The sequence below is a fragment of the Pseudomonas sp. GW821-FHT01D09 genome (genome assembly GCF_059422465.1).
This window is the reverse complement of the sequence record NZ_JBWKWY010000008.1, coordinates 55,926-74,656: the sequence shown is the minus strand read 5'-3', so window position 1 is coordinate 74,656 and position 18,731 is coordinate 55,926. Positions and strand designations below refer to the sequence as shown.

Genomic DNA, 18,731 nt, shown 5'->3' with positions numbered 1-18,731 from the left:
ATAAAAAGCCCGCCAGGCGCATGCCATGGCGGGCTTTGATGGGCAGCAGGCGTTACTGCTGCAGATCGACCGGCATACTGGTGACCATCGGCGCCGCGCCCGGCTCGCCAATCTGCGCCGGCAAGCCATCTTCGGCCGCGACAACATCGCGCACTTCGTCCCAGTTGACCCGCAGGTTGTTGGCCAGGTCTTCGCGCTTGAGCATCGCGTTGATGACGGCGGTGTGCTTGTCGACCACCGACGGCGTGCCATCGTCGTTCAAGGGCGCATGCGCCTCCAGATAGACCTTGCCGCCGCTGATGCCGAACTTGTAGGCATCATTGATGATCCGCACCGGCGTGCCCACCGGGACCATACTGGCCATCTCCAGCACGTTGTTGTTGAACATGCGGAAGCAACCGTGGCTGGTACGGGTACCGATGCCGAACTTCTTGTTGGAGCCATGAATCAGGTAGCCCGGCGTGCCCAGGGTGAACTTGAACGGGCCCAGGGGGTTGTCGGGACCGGCCGGCACCACGTTGGGCAGCGGGTCGCCGTCCGCCGCGTGCTCAGCCTTGATCGACGCGGGCGGGGTCCAGGTCGGGTTGGGGGTCTTGGCAATGATGCTGGTACGGGCAATCGGCGAGCCCCAGCCTTCGCGACCGATCCCCAGCGGGAAGGTGTACACCACATTCTGGCCCTTGGGGTAGTAGTACAGACGGTACTCGGCCAGGTTGATCACGATGCCTTCGCGGGGGCCCGGCGGCAGGATGAAACGGGTCGGCAGCACAATCTCGACCCCGGTTCCCGGCAGCCAGGCATCCACCCCGGGATTGGCCGCGACCATCTCCGAATAGCCCAGGTCATAAGTCACCCCCAGGTCGGCAAAGGTGTCTTCGTACTTGGCCTTGATCACCTGGACCTGGCCGACAATGTCTTCACCCGGCGGCGGCAGGGGCAGTTGCAGGGCCGCAACAGGACCGGCCGCACACAAGGCGGCGAGAGACAGGCAACGGGTGACGACAGGCAGGCGCGACAACATCCGGGAAATCCTTCGCAGATCGACGGGGGTAAAATGGCGATTGTAGCGTGTAGCTGCCCTTAAAGCTCGAAGCGCAGTTCAGGCCAGATAGGCGGCGTGCCACGCTTTTGCGATTCAAGAATCGCCCGGCACAAGGGGCACAGGCGCTGGTCCTGGAAGATCGAGCGGTCCACCGATGACCAACGTGGCTGGGCCGGCAGCAAGGTGCCGCAGAGCGTACGGTCGATGGTACCGCCCAGTTCCAACTGGCGCGTGACCAGGTGCACCTTCACTTCCTGGCAGGCGAACAGATCCAACTGCTCGTCAGGCTCGATCAGTTGGTAGGCAAACAGGGACCAGGCAGGACGCGACGACATCGGGGGCTCCAAATCGGGGGCGCCACCTTAGCCGAAAGACCGCTGCTAGAAAAGCGTCATAACAGCGGTTTTAGCGTCGGCCAGACATTTTCCAGCAACTTGGCCTGGGCGCCGACGGCCGGGTGCAGTTGATCAGCCTGCATCATCTGCGGGTGCCCCCCCACGCCTTCAAGGAAAAACGGCACCAAAGCAACGTTTTTTTCCTTGGCCAACACACCATAGACTTCGGCAAACGCCGTGGTATATCGCGGGCCATAATTGGGCGGCAACTGCATTCCCAGCAGCAGCACTTTGGCACCGCCGGCCTTGGACTGGTCAATCATCGACGCAAGATTTTGTTGCAATTGCGCCGGGGGCTGGCCACGCAAGCCGTCGTTGCCCCCCAACTCGATCACCACCACGTCGGGCTTATGCTCTGCAAGCGCCGCCGGCAGCCGCGCGAGGCCGCCAGCACTGGTGTCGCCGCTGATGGAGGCGTTGACCACTTTATCGTCGAAACCCTCCTTCTTGAGCCGTTGCTCCAGCAGGGCCACCCACCCTTTGCGGGTATCCAGGCCGAAACCGGCACTGATACTATCGCCAACGATCAGGACAGTACCCGCCGCTGCGTTCTGGGCCATGCACATCAGGGCCAGGCCAGCACTCAAAAACCATATTCGCATCGGATTCTCCATGGGCGCATGCATTCTCACCGCGCAGAACCTTAGCAAAGTGGTTCCCAGCGCGGAAGGTGAACTGACCATCCTGCACGAACTGAGCCTGGAACTGAACAAGGGCGATAGCCTGGCTATCGTCGGCAGCTCCGGCTCTGGAAAATCCACGCTCCTTGGCCTGCTGGCCGGGCTCGACCTGCCCAGCAGCGGCGAAGTCACCCTCGCCGGCCAGGCCCTGAGTGTGCTGGACGAAGATCAACGGGCACGCATCCGCGCCGAACACGTCGGCTTTGTGTTCCAGTCATTCCAATTGCTCGACAGCCTCAATGCCCTGGAAAACGTCATGCTGCCCCTGGAGCTGGACGGGCGCAAGGACGCCCGCGAACGTGCACGGCACTTGCTCGAGCGGGTCGGCCTGGGCCAGCGCCTGACCCACTCGCCACGCCAGCTTTCCGGCGGCGAGCAACAACGGGTGGCCATTGCCCGGGCGTTCGCCGCCGAGCCGGACGTGCTGTTTGCCGACGAACCCACCGGCAACCTCGACAGCCATACCGGCGAGCGCATCAGCGACCTGCTGTTTGAACTCAACAAGGAAAACGGCACCACCCTGGTGCTGGTGACCCACGACGAGCGCCTGGCCCATCGCTGCCGACGCCTGATCCGCCTTGAAGCCGGCCTGATGGTCGAGCCCCTGGAGCCTTGATGGCACGTTTGCCGCTGTTGCGCCTGTTCAGCCTTGCCCTGCGCCAATTGCTGCGCGATGCCCGCGCCGGTGAATTGCGCGTGTTGTTCTTCGCCCTGCTGGTGGCGGTGGCCGCCAGTACCGCCATCGGTTATTTCGGCGCGCGGCTCAACGGCGCGATGCTGTTGCGCGCCACCGAGTTCCTCGGCGCCGACCTGGTGCTGGAGGGCAGCTCCCCGGCCCGCCCCGAGCAAATCACCAGCGGCACGCAACTGGGCCTGGCCCACGCCAGGGTGGTGGAGTTTTCCAGCGTCATCGCCACCGACAACGGCATCCAGTTATCGAGTATCAAGGCCGTCAACGAGCAGTACCCGCTGCGCGGCCAGCTGAAAAGCGCGGCCGAACCGTTCGCCGCACAAACTCCCGGCGGCGGGCCGAAACCCGGCGAGGCCTGGGTCGAGGCCCGCCTGTTGACGGCACTGGACCTGAACGTCGGCGACAGCATCGACGTCGGCATGAAGACCCTGCGCCTGGCCCGCGTGCTCACCTATGAGCCGGACCGTGCCGGCAACCTCTATAGCCTCACCCCACGGGTGATGATCAACCTGGCCGACCTTGAGGCCACCGGCGTGGTCCAACCGGGCAGCCGGGTCAGCTACCGTGAATTGTGGCGCGCACCGCCAGGCAGTACCGCACTGCAAACCTACAGCGACCAGATCAAACCAGGGCTGGCCGCCAACCAGCGCCTGCAGGACGCACGGGACGGTAACCAGCAGATCGGCGGCGCCCTGGGCAAGGCCGAACGCTACCTGAACATGGCCAGCCTGGTCGCGGTGTTGTTGTCTGGGGTGGCCGTGGCCCTCTCGGCGAACCGCTTTGCCAGCCGCCGCTTCGACGCCAGCGCGCTGCTGCGTTGCCTCGGCCTGTCGCGCCGGGAAACCATGTTGCTGTTCAGCCTGCAGTTGAGCGTGCTGGGGCTGCTGGCCAGCCTCGCCGGCGCGGCACTGGGCTGGCTGGCGCAACTGGGGCTGTTCTACCTGTTGCACGATCTGCTGCCGGCCGATGTGCCGCCGGGCGGCTTGCTGCCGGCTGTCGCGGGCATCGGGACCGGGCTGGTGGCCCTCGCCGGTTTTGCCCTGCCCCCTCTGGCGGCCCTGGGCCGCGTGCCGCCGCTGCGGGTTCTGCGTCGCGACTTGCTACCGATCCCCTCCAGCACCTGGATGGTATATGGCGCGGCACTGTTTGCCCTGGGCCTGATCATGTGGCGCCTGAGCCTGGACCTGGTGCTGACCTTCGCCCTGTTGGGCGGCGGGGTGATCGCCGCGCTGATCCTCGGTGGCCTGCTCCTGTTGCTGCTGCAAAGCCTGCGCCGCCTGCTGGCGCGCGCGGCCCTGCCCTGGCGCCTGGGGCTGGGCCAGTTGTTGCGCCACCCGTTGGCGGCGGCGGGCCAGTCCCTGGCGTTTGGCCTGATCCTGCTGTCGATGGGTTTGATCGCCCTGCTGCGTGGCGAACTGCTGGACACCTGGCAGAACCAACTGCCCAAGGATGCCCCCAACTATTTCGCCCTCAATATCCTGCCGGCCGACAAGGACGCCTTCGGTGCTCGCCTGCTTGAACTGCAGGCCCAGGCCGCGCCCTTGTATCCGGTGGTGCCGGGACGCCTGATCAGCATCAACGGCGAACCGGTGCAGGACATTGTCAGCAAGGACTCCAGTGGCGATCGCGCAATCCAACGGGACCTGAGCCTGACCTGGGCGGCCAACCTGCCCCCAGGCAACACCCTGACATCGGGCAGTTGGTGGGCGGATCAGCCAAGCGACGGCGTGCCGGGTGTCTCGGTAGAGGCCAAGGTGGCCGAAAGCCTCAAGCTCAAGCTCAACGACCACCTGACCTTCACCGTTGGCGGGGAAAACCGCGAGGCCCGGGTCACCAGCCTGCGGGAGATCAACTGGGACAACTTCCAACCCAACTTTTTCATGATCTTCCAACCGGGCACCCTGAAGGACCTGCCGGCCACCTACCTGACCAGCTTCTATCTGGCTGCCGGCCATGACCAACAGATTGTCGATCTGTCCCGAGCCTTCCCGGCCGTGACCATCCTGCAGGTCGAGGCGCTGCTGGCCCAACTGCGCAGTATCCTGGCCCAGGTCACGCTGGCCGTGGAATACGTGCTGCTGTTTGTCCTGGCGGCAGGCATGGCGGTGCTGTTTTCCGGGCTGCAGGCCACCCTGGACGAACGCATCCGCCAGGGCGCCCTGTTGCGCGCCCTGGGCGCGGAACGCACGTTGCTGGTCAAGGCCCGGCGTATCGAGTTCGGGCTGCTGGGTGCGGTCAGCGGGCTACTGGCGGCCCTGGGCACCGAGTTGGTGACCCTGGTGCTGTATCGCTATGCCTTCGACCTGGTCTGGCACCCTCACCCCTGGCTGCTGGTGCTTCCGGTGATCGGCGCGGTGCTGATCGGCGGGGCCGGGGTATTCGGTACACGCCGGGCCTTGAATGCCAGCCCACTGACGGTACTGCGCGAAGGCTGAAAAAAAGCCCGCCCCCTTACGGGAGCGGGCCACACAGGCTTACTTGACGTACTCGATGCCGGTGATCCACCAACACACCTCGCCACCCGGCGTCTGCACAATGGCCTCATCGTCCACCTCTTTGCGCAGCAGGGCCCTGGCCATGGGGGAGTCGATGGAGATGTAGTCCATGCGCTCATAAATCTCGTCATAGCCCACGATCCGAAAACGCTTGGTCTCGCCCTGCTCGTTCTCGATATCCACCCAGGCCCCGAAGAACACCTTGCCCTCCTGCTCAGGCATGTATTCCACCACCCGCATATCTTCCAGGCGTTTACGCAGGTAGCGCACCCGGCGATCGATTTCACGCAGCAGCTTCTTGTTGTACTGGTAGTCGGCGTTCTCGCTGCGGTCTCCCAGCGAAGCTGCCCACGTCACCTTGCGCGTGGTATCAGGACGCTTTTCTCGCCACAGGTAATCAAGCTCTTTTTTCAGCGCCTCATGACCTTCTTTGGTAATCAGCTTGGTACTCAAAAGCGTCACATCCCCAGCAAGTATCCATTGGTTCAAAGCACCCGCGCATCAGCCTGCAATGCACTGGCGGCCTGACGGCAACCGGTCGGCCTTGATGATAAATGAACGCCAGAAAGTAGCCAGGCCTGATTCCCCCGGAGTCAATCGACCCCAAGCACTTTGCTGGTCGCCTCCTCGACCTTCTCCACAGGAAACAAGGTGCCGTCCAGGCGATACAGCAACGCCTTCAGATCGCCCCTGAAGCCCGACAACTGCCCCAGGCCGGTCGCCAATTGCTCCGCCTGTTGTTGGGATGCCCTGTCCTGCGCCTGGAGCCTGAACGACTCGTCTTCCAACTGCCGGGCCCAACCCTCCAGGCGACGTTGCTCTGCCTGCTGCAACTGTGCATCCCGGTCCAGGTGTTCCTCACGACCATTCAACGCTTCGGTTCGCTGCTGCAAGGCGACCTCCAGCGCGTTCAGCTGTTGACTGGACTGCTCCAGCGCGGTTTTTTCCCGTAGCAATTGGTCTTTTTGCTGCTCAAGCTCCTCCTGCTGTTGCTGCAATGCGCGCTTTTGTTGCGTCAACTCTTGCGCCACGCGGGCCAGATTGGTCAGTGTGGTATCCACTTCAACCAGGGACGACTGATTCGCCGCCACGACTGGCGAGGCAACTTCGGGCGGCGCAACAGGCGGCTGCACCGACACTGGCGCAACAGCCACCTGGACCTCCTTCGGCGGGGGAGGCACTGGCTCAGCCGGCGTTACCGCCGACACCACAGCTGACGGCTCCTCGTGGGACGCTGGCGTCAAATCCTCAGCGGGACTTGCCGCACCGGGTGGCGACACCATTTTTGACGAGAAGCGAATAGACGGCACAATCAACTCGGTGCTCTCAATCGCAGGCAGGCCAATGACTGAAGTCCCGAGAGTGATCACCTTCATCACCAAGGTCTTCTTGATCATCAGTGAGTGGTGATCTTCCGGCCGGGCCGCCGGGAGCTTGCTGCCCTTCAGGTCAATGAAATGATAAGGCACTTGCGGCTCTGAGGCGTGGCCATCCTTGGCACCGGATGTGGTGGCCAGGGTGATGATCTGCTTGAGGACACTCATTGCCAGTTGCAGGTTCTCCTTGGACTCGATGCTTCCAAGAAAATACCGTTCGGACTTTTTGCGCAACGCGGCAATGTAGACCCGGGAGCTTCCGGGCTCTACCTCTTCGTCCAGGCTGTAGACAAGAAAGTTCGAAGCGATTTGCGGTACCGCAAAACAACAAAGCAGTGCACCGTTAACCGGGGAATCATGACCAGAGTGTTCAAGAACAAGAGTACGTAGAAGCATCATGAGTGTCGGACTCCATTACGGTAGTACTTCATATACACGCCATCATTCCATTCAAAACCAACAAAACCTCAAGAACAGCGCAATTGTTTCAGCGAGTGATTGAGCCACATGTAGGACTTACCTTATTCACGCGCCTCAGCGTTTCCAAGCGTCCCTATTGAACGTACCATTTTTTAACAAAGCCGCACCTGAAACACTTGATCAATACTTTTCACCGCAACCTTCGGCAATTCTCAACCTGAAGACACAGGCTTATTGAGCCCCCGCCTACTCAGCATGCCCCGGCAAACAACCAAGTAGAAAAGCCTATGATCGAAATAACAAATTTAACAAAAAAAACAAGACGGGCGACGGCCATCGACAACTTGACATTCAGCGCCCGCCCCCGGGAATGCCTGGGGTTGTTTGGACATGATGGCGCGGGTAAAAGTACGTTGCTCAAATTGCTCTGCGGCGCAACCCGGGCAACTTCCGGCACGATAAAAATATATGACATGGATATCTCGACCCACCCCATAAAGGCACAAACAATAATAGGCTACCAGCCAGAATTTGCACTCGGCCATGGCAACATGACAGTAAAGAGTTTTCTGGGTTTCATGGCCGAAGTTCGCGGGCTCCGTGGCCAGGAAAAGCGCAAGATGGTTGATCGAGCGATCGCCCGCCTGGAGCTTTGGCGAGTGCTTGACTCCCCTATCAGCGCCCTTCCTCCAGGGCACCAACGCAAAGTAGCGCTGGCCCAAGCCATCCTGCATGACCCCAAGCTGCTGTTACTCGACGAACCTACAGAGGGCCTGGACACCCTGCAAAAACAAAAGGTCGGGACGCTTATCCAGTCGTTGACCGAAGACATGACCGTCATTGTTGCCTCCCGCAACCCCGAAGAATTCTCCTCTATCTGCCAACGGGCCCTGGTCCTGGCCGAGGGCCGCCTGCTGGCAGATACCTCCGTATCCGAACTGCAACACAGCTCGCGCCATTACCAGGCAATCACCCTGGCCGCCGATACGCCCCTGGACCTGCTGGCCCTGGCCGTGCTTCCGGGGGTGGCCGGCATCGAAGAAGACCGGCATGCCGATGGCAGCGTGACGGTACTCGCGATGCCGGGGCAAATCATCTATCCACACGTCAATGCCCTGATCGCCAACCGGCGCTGGAAAATCAATGCCTTGAGCCTTGAGCCCGGGCGCCTGAGTGATGTCATCCACCATTTGAGCCAGGAGGCGCCCAATTGAAACGTCTACCCGTAATATTCAAGCGGCAACTCAGCAACTACTTGTCGAGCCCGGCCACTTATTTTGGCGTTTCTGTCTTCTTGATGACTAACACTGCGCTCGGTTTTAATGTAGGAAGTTTCCTAGAAAAAAACCCTACAAACTTAAATGCTTTTTTTCAGTTCCACCCCTGGCTTTATCTTTTTTTCATTCCATTTATTTCCACACTGCTTTGGACAGATGAGTACAAAGACAATACCTTCCTCTTTACAAACACGCTGCCAGTGTCGGCCCTCGAACTGACACTGGGCAAGTTCCTGGCCGCCTGGGCCCTTTGCGCGTTAACGCTGTCCTTGAACTTCCCACTGGTCATCGCCGTTAACTACCTGGCCATAGCGGACAATTCAACCATCCTGGCCCAATTCCTGGGAAGTTGGTTACTGGCGGGCGCTTATCTTTCGTTTGCCTGCCTTATCTGTGTGCTGGCCTATAATCGCCTGATTATTTTCGGCATCACACTCACATTATTATTGATCACCAGTATTATATCGTCTGTGCTGGATGTGCTGAGCCACCAGGCCCCCATCTGGATTATTGACAGCCTGGTTTCACTTAACCCACGGATACGTTTCAGCACAATAGATAGCGGCCTCCTGACATTGCACGACACGCTGTACTTCATCAGCATGATCATTGCTTTCCTTACCGCAACCACCCTTACTTTAAATTTCAGAAAAGGCTGACAAAGGAAATTCCCATGAGGAACCTTATTAATTTCGGTGTGACGTTGACCGTCATCGCCCTGCTTTTTCTCGCCTTCAATCTGGTATGGGCCCTGAAATTACCCAACTATCGACTGGACCTTTCAGAGAAAAAAATCCACACCCTCTCGCCTTCGACCAACGCCCTGCTCGCGACACTTGAACCCCCCATGGATTTATATTTTTTCAACACCAGCCATCCCCGTAAAAGTGCAGCCCTGAAAAGCCATGGCGACTACATTGCCTTGCTGCTCAAGGCCTACGAAAGCGCATCAAAGGGCAACATTACGCTGCACCTGATTGACCCTGACCCGTTTTCAGAAGACGAGTACAAGGCTGAGTTATTGGGCCTGGATAGCCAACAGGGGCTGTTTGGGCTCATCGGCACCCGTGCAGACCATGAGCCTCAGAAAATTGAACGCTTCGACCCCGCCCAGGCGGACTTCCTGGAATATGAGATCAGCCGCCTGATCCACCATGTCGCGCGCCAAGAACAACCGATCATCGGGCTGATCTCTGGGTTAGCCATGGACGGCAGCCGGGATGAACAGAACCGGGAAAGCGCACCGTCATGGCAGTTACTCAAGAAAATCCGCAGTGATTTCAACCTGATGAGCCTGGGCCGCGACCTCTCGCGCATCCCTGGGCATGTCAAGACCTTGATGGTCGTCCAGCCTGCTCGACTGCCGGAGCAGACACTGTTTGCCATTGACCAGTTTGTCCTGGCGGGGGGCAAGTTGATGATGTTTCTCGATCCCTTGAACGGCCTGGACTCAACCGCCGACACCTCGGGCCAGCAGAACCTGCTGGCCGCCTGGGGCGTGCAAATGCCAGCCAATAAGGTAGTGGCGGAAAGCCTCTATGCCACCCCGGTGGTTATGACGAGCGGCCAGCCCGCCGTACGCCATCCCGGGGCGCTCACCCTACCCAGGGAGGCGATGGCCCGGCACGATATCAGCACCTGGGGCGTAGGCAGCCTGACGCTGTTGAATACCGGTACGCTCCTGCCCCTGAAAAAAAGCCGCACCACATTCACCCCGCTGCTCCAGAGTTCCGGGCAAGCCAGCACGTTCGATGGGGCACGCTTCGCTCAACAGGAGACCTTTGAAGCCATGATCGGCGAGGCAACCACCCGCGGTCGGCCGAATGTAATCGCAGCCCGCATCGAAGGACCTGCCTATTCCGCCTTCCCTGACGGCTTCAATGGCCAGAAAGCTACGCTGCAGAAGGCCGCCAATATCCATGTGGTCGTGGTGGCCGACACGGATCTGCTCAGTGACCGTGTCTGGCTGGCGGCACACGGTGCCAACGGACAAAAAACGCCACGCTCGGACAATGCCAGGTTTGTCTTGAATACCCTGGATAACCTGACAGCGCCCGAAACCCTGAGCGCTATCAGCCCTCGTGCGAGCGACCAGCAACCCCCAGGGTTGCTCGACAGGCTACGCACCGAGGCCGCGCAATCCTACCGAAAAAAGGCGGCCCTCCTGGAGCAACGCCTGGACCAGACAGAAAAGGAATGGCGATCGCTGAACACGCCGCCCTCCATGCTGGGGAGCCAGGCCAACGCCTCGAATACGCTGTTACAGGCGCTCAATAAAGAGCGCCTGCGCTTACGCATGGAGCTTCACGTCCTGAGAAAAGAAGCCTACAAGAACGTCCGCCAACTGGAACTCACCGTGGTGTTGCTCACGGTCGTCATCGTTCCACTGATAGTGAGCCTGCTGGGCCTGGGGATCTTCATCTCGCGTCGACGTCGCCAACATCCACCTGCCGCTACGTTCTACTAAGGGTTGTGGGTTAACGCCGGGTAATCAAGCCCTGGCGCGCCACGCGGGTCAGGTGGCGGATAAACTCGCTGGCATCCTCGGCGTTCGGCGCCTGGATCACCGCCAGATCAAAGCTGTTGCTGGCAAAGCGGGCCAGGGACTCACCGTCTTCGACAAACTGGATCAGGAACGCCGAAGGACGGCCAGTACGCCGGGGCCAGCCATCCAGATAACGCAACAGCGTCGGCTGGTGCTTGCCGCCAAGGAGGATTTTCGGATTGCGCTGAGTCAGGCCCGCAGTGATCGGGGCCAGGCGTACAAGGGGTCGTAGTGCATTCATCGTGTCGTGTCTCTGCCTCAAAAGTCTGCGGGCAGGTGAGAGGCAACACCGAACCAGCGCTTTAGCGGTATTTCGAAACCTGGAGCAGGTTTCTGTCGGGACTGCAGCGAGTCCCTGTGGCGCCCCGCAATTAGCTGTTTAAATCGGCGCATGCAGCATCCTAGAGAAGCCAGTGGGGCAGTGTCAAGAATCCCGTACAACGAAAAAGGCCCGCACGGGGCGGGCCTTTGACATGCGTGCAACGTGATCAGTTAGCAATGGCGCGGTCGGCAGAAAGTTTGCCAGCACCTTCAAACAGCACAGCCACTGTGCCGCCCAGCAGTGCCAAGGCGAACTCATAGCCGTTGTTGGTCATGAACAAACCGTTGCTGATATGCACCGAGAAAATCGCCACCAGCGAGACAATGGTCAGGCCCAGCGCCGCCGGGCGTACCAGCAGGCCAATGATCAGCGCCAGGCCGGCAAAGAACTCAGTACCGCCCGACAACAGTGCCATCAGGGTACCCGGGGCCAGGCCGATGCTCTCCATCCACTGCGCCGTGCCTGCCAGGCCACCGCCGCCAAACCAGCCAAAGAGTTTTTGCGAACCGTGGGCGGCAAAAATGATACCGACAAAAATCCGCAGGACCGTCAGGCCGTAGCCGGCACGGGTGGACAGAAGGTTTTTGATCATTGGGCTCATGTTGATAATCCTTTTCGATGTAGGGGTTGGTTGGCCGCTATATTAATCAGTTTAAGCAATGATAAAAGCCGAAAAACGCGCTAATTAATATCGATAAGTTAGATTATTTGCGTGAGACGATCTTTGACCCCACCGGCTCCAGGGAGTCCCGTTCCCGATCAAAGGCCAAGTAGTACTTGTTCACGCTATTAACATAGCTGACGCCGCCCATTCCGACCTGCTCCATGGCGATGCGCTCGACCTGGAAAAACCACTGGTTGGGGTTCAAACCCCGGCGCCGTGCCTCGGCACGCATGCCCTGCACCCGCTCCGGCCCCATGTTGTAGGCCGCAAGGACGAACGCCATACGCTCGCGCTCGTTGAGTTTGGGGCTGGAGAAAAACTTGCGGCGGATCAGCGCCAGATAGCGCGCGCCCGCCTGCACATTGCTGTCCAGGGTCTGGATATTGTTGACCCCGACCCGCTGGGCCGCCGACGGGGTGATCTGCATCAGGCCCGTCGGCCCGCTGCCACTTTTCGCCGCGGGATTGAGGGACGACTCCTTGAAGGCCAGGGCCGCCAGGTTCAGCCAGTCCATGTCTTGTTCCCGGGCATGTTTTTGCAGCACGGGGCGCAGTTTTTCCAGACGCTGGCGATCAGCCCGCGCCAACGGGTAACGCACCTGGGAGAGACGTCGGTAGATGCGCTGGAAGGCCACATCCTGATCTGACGGGCTCTTGTAGGTTTTCAGGAAGCGATCGATGCTCGCCCGCAGCATCGAGGCATCCTGGCGTACGAACCAGTACTCTTGACCCGGCTCGCTGATCGCCACTTGCTTGTCAAAACGCAACTTGGGCAGGATCTTCGACCAGCGCTCGGCAATTGGCCGCTCGACAATGGTCAGGTGGAAGATCCCGGCCTGGACCATCTCCAGCACATCTTCCACCGCCAGGCTGGGGTCCACCCATTCCACCTTGACCGGCGGCAGTTTGCGCAGCGCCAGCTTCTGGTTGACCTGGTTGACCGCCTCCCCCGCCGCACTGCCCGTGGTCAGGGCCAGGGTGCGCCCGGACAGTTGCTCCAGGCGGGTAAACCGCCGCTCGCCCTTGAGGCCCACCAGCCACAATGGCACATCGCTGGCAATCGGGTCACTGCTGCTGATCTTGTGGGCCGCCGTCACATCCAGCAATTCACCGGGCGCCACCAGGTCGCCTTCGCCACGGGCCAGCGCCCCCAGCAGTTGATCCTTGGCCTTGGGAATGATCTTGAGGTTGATTTCCTGGCCATCGCGGGCACGGCCATTGAGGTAGTGCTCAAAGGCGCGCAGGCGATGGTACTCAACGCCAATGGACTGGCCCTGGACTTCACCGGAACTGTTGCGGCTCTGGTTGACCAGCACCCGTAGCGTGCGGCTGCTACGGATTTGCGCCAGGTCGCGCACCTTGCCCGGCTTGGTCACTTCCACCGGCCCGTCCAGGCGCGCAACCGCCGCCGTGGGCAGCAGCAGCGTCAGGCACACCATAAGCAATGCCGAGGGTCGGATCATCCGCTCTCCGGGAAGAACAAGGCCCCATGCTTCGTAAGAAAACGCCGCATTGGGGGACAGAAACAGAGCGCCAGAGGCGCAGGCTTTGGGCGCAAGGGTGGCACAGTGGCAGGCTGTCAGCCAACCACGGTGTTACTGGCGACGTTCAAAGACAGCGATAACTCTTTGTAGTTCTTGGTTTTTCTTATAAATCTACAGCTCTGATAGACTTTCCGGCCGCAGGCGGAGATAGCACCATGCAACTCATTGATATCGGCGTCAACCTGAGCAACCCCAGTTTCGACGACAAACACCAGGCCGTGCTCGACCGCGCCTATGCCGCCGGCGTGGGCCAACTGGTCGTCACCGGCACCAGCGTGCACGGCAGCGAACAGGCCCTGCACCTGTGCCAGCGCTGGGATCAAGGCGCGCAACGGCTGTTCTCCACCGCCGGCATTCACCCCCATAGTGCCAACGACTGGAGCGTCGACAGCGCCCGGCAGTTGAAGGATCTGCTCAGCCAGGACCGGGTGCGTGCCGTGGGTGAATGCGGGTTGGACTTCAACCGTGATTTCTCACCCCGCCCCCAGCAGGAAAAAGTCCTCGAAGCCCACCTGGCCTTGGCCGTTGAGTTGCAATTACCGGTGTTTCTCCACGAACGAGACGCCAACCAGCGCCTGCTGGAGATCCTGCGCGACTACCGGGATCACTTGCCCGCGGCCGTGGTGCATTGCTTCACCGGTGAACAGCAAGCGCTGTTCAGCTACCTCGATCTGGACCTGCATATCGGCATCACCGGCTGGATCTGTGACGAACGCCGTGGCACGCACCTGCACCCACTGGTCAGGGACATCCCCCGGGGCCGTCTGATGCTGGAAAGCGACGCGCCCTACCTGCTGCCGCGCACCCTGCGCCCCAAACCCAAAAACGGGCGCAATGAGCCGGCCTATCTGCCGGAAGTCTTGCGCGAAGTTGCCCTGCACCGCGAAGAAAGCCTGGAAGACCTGGCCCAGCACAGCACCGCCTGCGCCCGCGCGTTTTTCGGCTTGCCTGTGCCGGATTGACGCGGTGCATTGACCCATATCAACACCCATTTTCCCAATAGCGGCACAATAATGGCACCTTGCCAATACTGTTTCCGCTATCAGAGAAAACCTTCCATGGGTGCCTGGCTTAGCAATATCTCGCTGAAGTACAAATTCTGGGCCGTGAATGCGGTCGCGTTCATCACCACGCTGCTGCTGGTGCTGTATGCCGTGCAGCTTGAGCAACAGGCCCGCAGCCATGCCGCCCAAGCCTCGGCACAAGCCCAGGGCCGCTTGCTCAGTGCATGGCCGGCTGGGCAGGCGCTGCCCCAGGGCGAGCACTGGCTGGCGTTTGCCCGGGGCCAGGTGCCCGAGTTGGCGGACCAGGACCTGTCCGCCCTCAGCCAAGCCAATGGCTGGGTCGAGTTCAACCACATGCCGTTGTTCGGCGAAAACCCGCTGCTGGGCGCCGAAGTCATCTCCCGCGCCGACGGCCAGCAAGTCGCCGTGCTGGCCTATGCGCCGAGCCTGAGCCAGGTGTTTACCGAACGTTTCACCAACTATGCCGTGGCCGTGCTGATCCTGATGCTGGCGATGCTCTGCGCCTCGCAGTTGCTGATCCGCTTTTTGCTGGCCCAGCTCAACACCCTGAAAGACGTGATGCTGCACGTGGAGAAAACCGGCGACCTCTCGGCCCGCGTGCCCCTGGCGTGCAAGGATGAGGTCGGGCAGATGGCCAGTGCCTTCAATGCCATGCAGGCCGGCTACCAACGGGTGGTCAGTACCGTGGCACGCACCGCCAAATTGTTGGACGACGGCGCCGCACGCCTGGCCAGCAGCATGAATGAGGTCCAGCACGGCATGCTCGGTCAGCAAAGCGAGACCGACCAGGCCGCCACCGCGATCAATGAAATGACCGCCACCGTGTATCACATTGCCCAGCATGCCGGCGCCACCCGCGACTTGTCCCAGACCGCCGACACCCTGGCCGGTGGCGGCCAGGAGGTGGTGACCCGGGTCCAGCGCTCGATTGCCGGGTTGTCCACCGGCGTGCAGCAAACCGCCGAGATGATCCAGAAGCTGGCCGAGGACAGTCAGAAGATCAATGGCGTGGTCGGCGTAATCCATAGCATTGCCGAACAAACCAACCTGCTGGCCCTCAACGCCGCCATCGAAGCCGCCCGCGCCGGGGAGATGGGCCGCGGCTTTGCCGTAGTGGCCGATGAAGTACGCAACCTGGCCAAGCGCGTACAAAGCTCCACCGATGAGATCACGCGCATGGTCTCGGACCTGCAGGCCGGCACCCGGGATGCGGTGGACTTTATGCAGGAAAGCTCGTTCAAGGCCGATGACTGCGTGCAGCAGGCCCAGGAAGCCGGCGCTTCCCTCGCGCAAATCACCAGCGCCGTGGCGCAGATGCGCGAAAGCAACACGCAGATTGCGGTTGCCGCCGAGCAGCAGAGCCATGTGGCCGAAGAAATGAACCGCGCGGTGGTGAGCATTCGCGACGTCACGGAAAACACCGTGCAACAGACCGTGGATTCGGCCACCACCAGCAATGAACTGGCGACCCTGGCCGGCGAGTTGAGCAAGGCCATCGGCCAACTGAAGTTGTAAAGTTCGCCTGTGGAGCCGCCAGCGCCTGCCGCTGGTGGATCCCATCAAAATGCTATAACCCCCATAGCCAACCCCAATTCGCCGCCCCTGCCCGCCCGACCTAGACTCTGTTCATCGAGTATCAATGGACAGAGGATTTAACATCATGGGCAAACGTCACCCCAATCTCCCGGCCTGGCAATGGCGCGCCTACCCGCAGAACCATCAGCACCCGACCAACCTGGTATTGCACCTGATTGCCGTGCCGCTGTTCATCGTCGGGTTTCTGCTGATCGTGTCCGGCGTGTTCAGCCTGAGCCTGGCCAGTTTCGCCATCGGTGTCGTCGGCGTGGTGGCCGGCCTGGCGCTGCAACGTCATGGCCATAGCCTGGAAGCCCAGGCCAGCGAGCCGTTCAGCGATCGCCAGGATGCGGTGCAGCGCCTGGTGGTCGAGCAGTTCGTGACCTTCCCGCGCTTTGTCCTCAGTGGTGGCTGGTGGCAGGCCTGGCGTCAGCGCCACCGCCACTGAGGCGGGTTCAGGCGAAGACCACCACGGTCTGGCGGCTGATGGCGATCAACTGACCGTCTGGCCCCCACAACATCGCAGCGGCATGGCCATAGCCGTCGCGGGCATGTTCGATCTCTACGTGGTACTGGCACCAATCCAGGGTCGTCAATTGCGCCAGGGGCTGGATGAATTCGATGGTCCAGGTCAGGGTGCTGCCCGGTGCCGGCCTCTTCAGGTGCGGGAGCAAGGCCGGTGGCCAGGCATCCACCAGCGCGAGGATATGGGCTTCGGTCAAGGGTTCTTCCTTTACATCCCCCCGCAAGCGCACCCAGCCGCCCATCTCCCGGGATTTGTTGCCGGTGAACGGCAAGCCACCAACGCTCCAGCGCATCGCCAGGTGGCGCATGAACTCAGGGGTCACACCTTTGATATAGGGCAGCTCCTGGCACTCGTCCCAATGCTTGAAGGTGGGCGCGGGCAGTGCCGGCACGTCGATCTCCGAGGGCCGCGAAGCACCGAAGCTGGCCTGTGCCAAGGTCATCACTTCGCCACCTTGCACCACCCGCCCCAGCAACTGGCTGACCGCCTTGCCTTCGCGCAGCACTTCAACGTGATAGCTGGCCGATACGTCCGGCGCCACTGGCCCGACAAACGTGACAGCCAACGAACGCAATGGGCGCTCAGCCGGCACCTGAGCGCGCAACGCTTCGTATTGCAGGGCGGCGACCAGGCCGCCAAACGTGGCGCGGCCCTGGGCCCATTCAGCCGGGACAGACACGTCCAATGGGTTGTTTCGGGCAGCGTCGAGCAAATCACAAAAGCGCATGGCGACCTCACATCAAGAAAACCGATCGTGCGATCTTAACCAGCGGGCCAGCACGGCACAGCGCTTATTCCGGCCAAATACCCAGACAGATAAGCCGCAGCCTCAGAAACACTCCGCCGCCAGCTTGTCGAGTACCCGGTCCGCCTTGCCTTCGGCCTGGGCCATGGTGCGATGCCAGACCGCGACACAGGGCTGCAAGTCCGCCTGATGCTGGGCTTGCGCCAACCATTGCCAACAGTCATGCCAATCCCCCAGCGCGCCCTGGGCAGCCTTGAGCCGGGACAAGGCCTTGGCTGGCACCTGGCCCAGCTGCGGATAGGCCTCGGCCGCGTAGCGCACGCGCTTGATCAACAAGCGCAGGCGATGGCGGTCATGGTCGGGATCGTGCAACGCCACCTCAAGTGCCTGCCATTGCTTGGCCAGGCGCTTTTCAATGCGGGTGCGCAGGCCCTTGAGCAACTTTTGCTGCTGGGACGCGCGGATAAATCGTGGAAAGGCGGCCATGACGCGCAGCAGTTGCGCCAACTCAGGGCTTTGCGCCACCTGTTGATAGGTCTGCGGCTGCAGGCGCAGACGCCGCGCCGCCGCGGCGTGATAGCCGTGCTGCTGCAGATACGCCGCCAGCACCTCGCGGTCGCGCAGCGGTGTGGTCAATTGGCCGACCGCACTGGCAGCCGCTTCCAGTTGCTCGACGCCGGGCAGCCCGCGCAAGGGCCGCAGCAGGCTGCGCAGGCGCCGTACGGTGGTGCGCAGGTCGTGCAGCGCCTCGTCATCGGTCACCGCCGCCAGACGCGCCTGGCAACTCAACACTGCGACTTCCAGGCCGATGACCTGGGCGACTAACTGATCCACCAACGCCGACATGCTGCTTCCCCTGTTAAACAACGTCCATACGCCTGCGCAAAACAGGCGTCTGGAACCACCTTAACCACTCCAACAGCGTGTTGCGCTGACTCGGATCAACGCCCGGCGCGCGACTCACGAATATAGAAACGGGCTTTTTCGGCTTTACTGGCACAGCCCTCGAACGCTTCAAATTGCTGCTGGGTCTTGGCCCCCGTCAGCAACGACAAAGCCTTGGAATAGCTGACCGTGCCGGCAAAACCTTCGGCCTTGGCCAAGTCCAACTCACGCCAGGCAGAATCCAACTGACTGCCGCAGCTATCGCGATAAGCCGTTTTACCAGCACAACCGGCCAGGGCCAGCACGATCACAGGCAAACACATCCAGGCTTTCATCAATGACACCTCAAGAAAAGAAAACAGTCGTGGGATGTAGACGTTACCTACATCGAAAAGTGCCTTATCACACAGCCTGAAATGCCCAGCGCCGATAGCCAAAGCATACCCGAGCAAATAGCTCGGCTTACGAAAATAATCACTCGGGTCCGTTAGGATTGAAGCAGCCCCCCGGTTGGGTGCATTGTGG

Annotated in this window: 19 protein-coding genes; 8 read left to right on the top strand and 11 right to left on the bottom strand. The window is 61.1% G+C overall.

What is annotated here, in order from left to right; genetic code table 11:
* Positions 1-52: 52 nt before the first annotated feature.
* Genes AC07W7_RS10915 through AC07W7_RS10905 form a run of 3 tightly spaced genes read right to left on the bottom strand, consistent with a single transcriptional unit; the run spans position 53 to position 2,039 of the window.
* A complete protein-coding gene (locus AC07W7_RS10915; RefSeq protein WP_169865617.1) occupies positions 53-1,021 on the bottom strand; it encodes a L,D-transpeptidase family protein in 969 nt (322 codons plus the stop codon).
* A gap of 59 nt (positions 1,022-1,080) precedes the next feature.
* Entirely contained in the window at positions 1,081-1,377 is a 297-nt protein-coding gene (locus AC07W7_RS10910) for a hypothetical protein (protein ID WP_029297976.1), read from the bottom strand.
* A 56-nt stretch (positions 1,378-1,433) separates the two neighbouring features.
* On the bottom strand, positions 1,434-2,039 hold the full coding sequence (locus AC07W7_RS10905; RefSeq protein WP_099169510.1) for an arylesterase: 606 nt from the start codon (positions 2,037-2,039) through the stop codon (positions 1,434-1,436).
* Positions 2,040-2,049: 10 nt separating this feature from the next.
* Here AC07W7_RS10905 and AC07W7_RS10900 point away from each other — a divergent pair, with 10 nt between their 5' ends.
* Together AC07W7_RS10900 and AC07W7_RS10895 are read left to right on the top strand one after the other, a co-directional pair.
* Positions 2,050-2,733 (top strand): ABC transporter ATP-binding protein, encoded by a 684-nt coding sequence (locus tag AC07W7_RS10900; protein WP_029297972.1) that lies wholly within the window; start codon positions 2,050-2,052, stop codon positions 2,731-2,733.
* On the top strand, positions 2,733-5,243 hold the full coding sequence (locus AC07W7_RS10895; RefSeq protein ID WP_169898779.1) for an ABC transporter permease: 2,511 nt from the start codon (positions 2,733-2,735) through the stop codon (positions 5,241-5,243). The genes AC07W7_RS10900 and AC07W7_RS10895 overlap by 1 nt, the downstream gene beginning before the upstream one ends.
* Positions 5,244-5,282: 39 nt before the next feature.
* Here AC07W7_RS10895 and greB read toward each other — a convergent pair whose 3' ends face one another.
* Positions 5,283-5,756 (bottom strand): transcription elongation factor GreB, encoded by a 474-nt coding sequence (gene greB, locus AC07W7_RS10890; RefSeq protein ID WP_099169508.1) that lies wholly within the window; start codon positions 5,754-5,756, stop codon positions 5,283-5,285.
* Between the two features lie 140 nt (positions 5,757-5,896).
* Positions 5,897-7,078: a hypothetical protein gene (locus tag AC07W7_RS10885; protein ID WP_495039305.1), complete on the bottom strand. Its 1,182-nt coding sequence runs from the start codon at positions 7,076-7,078 to the stop codon at positions 5,897-5,899.
* Between the two features lie 308 nt (positions 7,079-7,386).
* Between AC07W7_RS10885 and AC07W7_RS10880 the strand changes: the two genes are divergently transcribed.
* Genes AC07W7_RS10880 through AC07W7_RS10870 form a run of 3 tightly spaced genes read left to right on the top strand, consistent with a single transcriptional unit; the run spans position 7,387 to position 10,843 of the window.
* Entirely contained in the window at positions 7,387-8,313 is a 927-nt protein-coding gene (locus AC07W7_RS10880; protein ID WP_099169506.1) for an ABC transporter ATP-binding protein, read from the top strand.
* A complete protein-coding gene (locus tag AC07W7_RS10875) occupies positions 8,310-9,035 on the top strand; it encodes an ABC transporter permease (RefSeq protein WP_495039304.1) in 726 nt (241 codons plus the stop codon). The genes AC07W7_RS10880 and AC07W7_RS10875 overlap by 4 nt, the downstream gene beginning before the upstream one ends.
* A gap of 14 nt (positions 9,036-9,049) precedes the next feature.
* The gene (locus AC07W7_RS10870) at positions 9,050-10,843 is read left to right on the top strand and encodes a GldG family protein (RefSeq protein ID WP_495039303.1); all 1,794 of its coding nucleotides are present in this window, start codon (positions 9,050-9,052) and stop codon (positions 10,841-10,843) included.
* A gap of 10 nt (positions 10,844-10,853) precedes the next feature.
* On the opposite strand, the gene AC07W7_RS10865 is transcribed toward AC07W7_RS10870, so the two are convergent.
* The 3 genes from AC07W7_RS10865 to AC07W7_RS10855 all read right to left on the bottom strand — a co-directional run bounded on the left by AC07W7_RS10865 (position 10,854) and on the right by AC07W7_RS10855 (position 13,369).
* Positions 10,854-11,162 (bottom strand): hypothetical protein, encoded by a 309-nt coding sequence (locus tag AC07W7_RS10865; protein WP_099169503.1) that lies wholly within the window; start codon positions 11,160-11,162, stop codon positions 10,854-10,856.
* Positions 11,163-11,409: 247 nt separating this feature from the next.
* A complete protein-coding gene (locus AC07W7_RS10860; RefSeq protein ID WP_099169502.1) occupies positions 11,410-11,844 on the bottom strand; it encodes a DoxX family protein in 435 nt (144 codons plus the stop codon).
* A gap of 103 nt (positions 11,845-11,947) precedes the next feature.
* Complete coding sequence (locus tag AC07W7_RS10855; RefSeq protein ID WP_495039302.1) at positions 11,948-13,369, bottom strand: MltF family protein; 1,422 nt, start codon at positions 13,367-13,369, stop codon at positions 11,948-11,950.
* Between the two features lie 236 nt (positions 13,370-13,605).
* Between AC07W7_RS10855 and AC07W7_RS10850 the strand changes: the two genes are divergently transcribed.
* The 3 genes from AC07W7_RS10850 (at position 13,606) to AC07W7_RS10840 (ending at position 16,498) form a co-directional block, all read left to right on the top strand.
* Positions 13,606-14,412 (top strand): TatD family hydrolase, encoded by an 807-nt coding sequence (locus tag AC07W7_RS10850; protein WP_495039301.1) that lies wholly within the window; start codon positions 13,606-13,608, stop codon positions 14,410-14,412.
* Between the two features lie 96 nt (positions 14,413-14,508).
* Positions 14,509-15,990: a methyl-accepting chemotaxis protein gene (locus AC07W7_RS10845; protein WP_169865637.1), complete on the top strand. Its 1,482-nt coding sequence runs from the start codon at positions 14,509-14,511 to the stop codon at positions 15,988-15,990.
* 145 nt (positions 15,991-16,135) lie between these two features.
* On the top strand, positions 16,136-16,498 hold the full coding sequence (locus AC07W7_RS10840) for an Mpo1-like protein (protein WP_169865639.1): 363 nt from the start codon (positions 16,136-16,138) through the stop codon (positions 16,496-16,498).
* A 7-nt stretch (positions 16,499-16,505) separates the two neighbouring features.
* On the opposite strand, the gene AC07W7_RS10835 is transcribed toward AC07W7_RS10840, so the two are convergent.
* From AC07W7_RS10835 to AC07W7_RS10825, 3 genes are all read right to left on the bottom strand, one after another.
* Positions 16,506-17,303, bottom strand: coding sequence for an acyl-CoA thioesterase (locus AC07W7_RS10835; RefSeq protein ID WP_495039300.1), 798 nt, complete (start codon positions 17,301-17,303; stop codon positions 16,506-16,508).
* A gap of 102 nt (positions 17,304-17,405) precedes the next feature.
* A complete protein-coding gene (locus AC07W7_RS10830) occupies positions 17,406-18,167 on the bottom strand; it encodes a CHAD domain-containing protein (RefSeq protein ID WP_495039299.1) in 762 nt (253 codons plus the stop codon).
* Positions 18,168-18,262: 95 nt separating this feature from the next.
* On the bottom strand, positions 18,263-18,541 hold the full coding sequence (locus tag AC07W7_RS10825; RefSeq protein ID WP_065942600.1) for a hypothetical protein: 279 nt from the start codon (positions 18,539-18,541) through the stop codon (positions 18,263-18,265).
* Between the last annotated feature and the right edge of the window lie 190 nt (positions 18,542-18,731).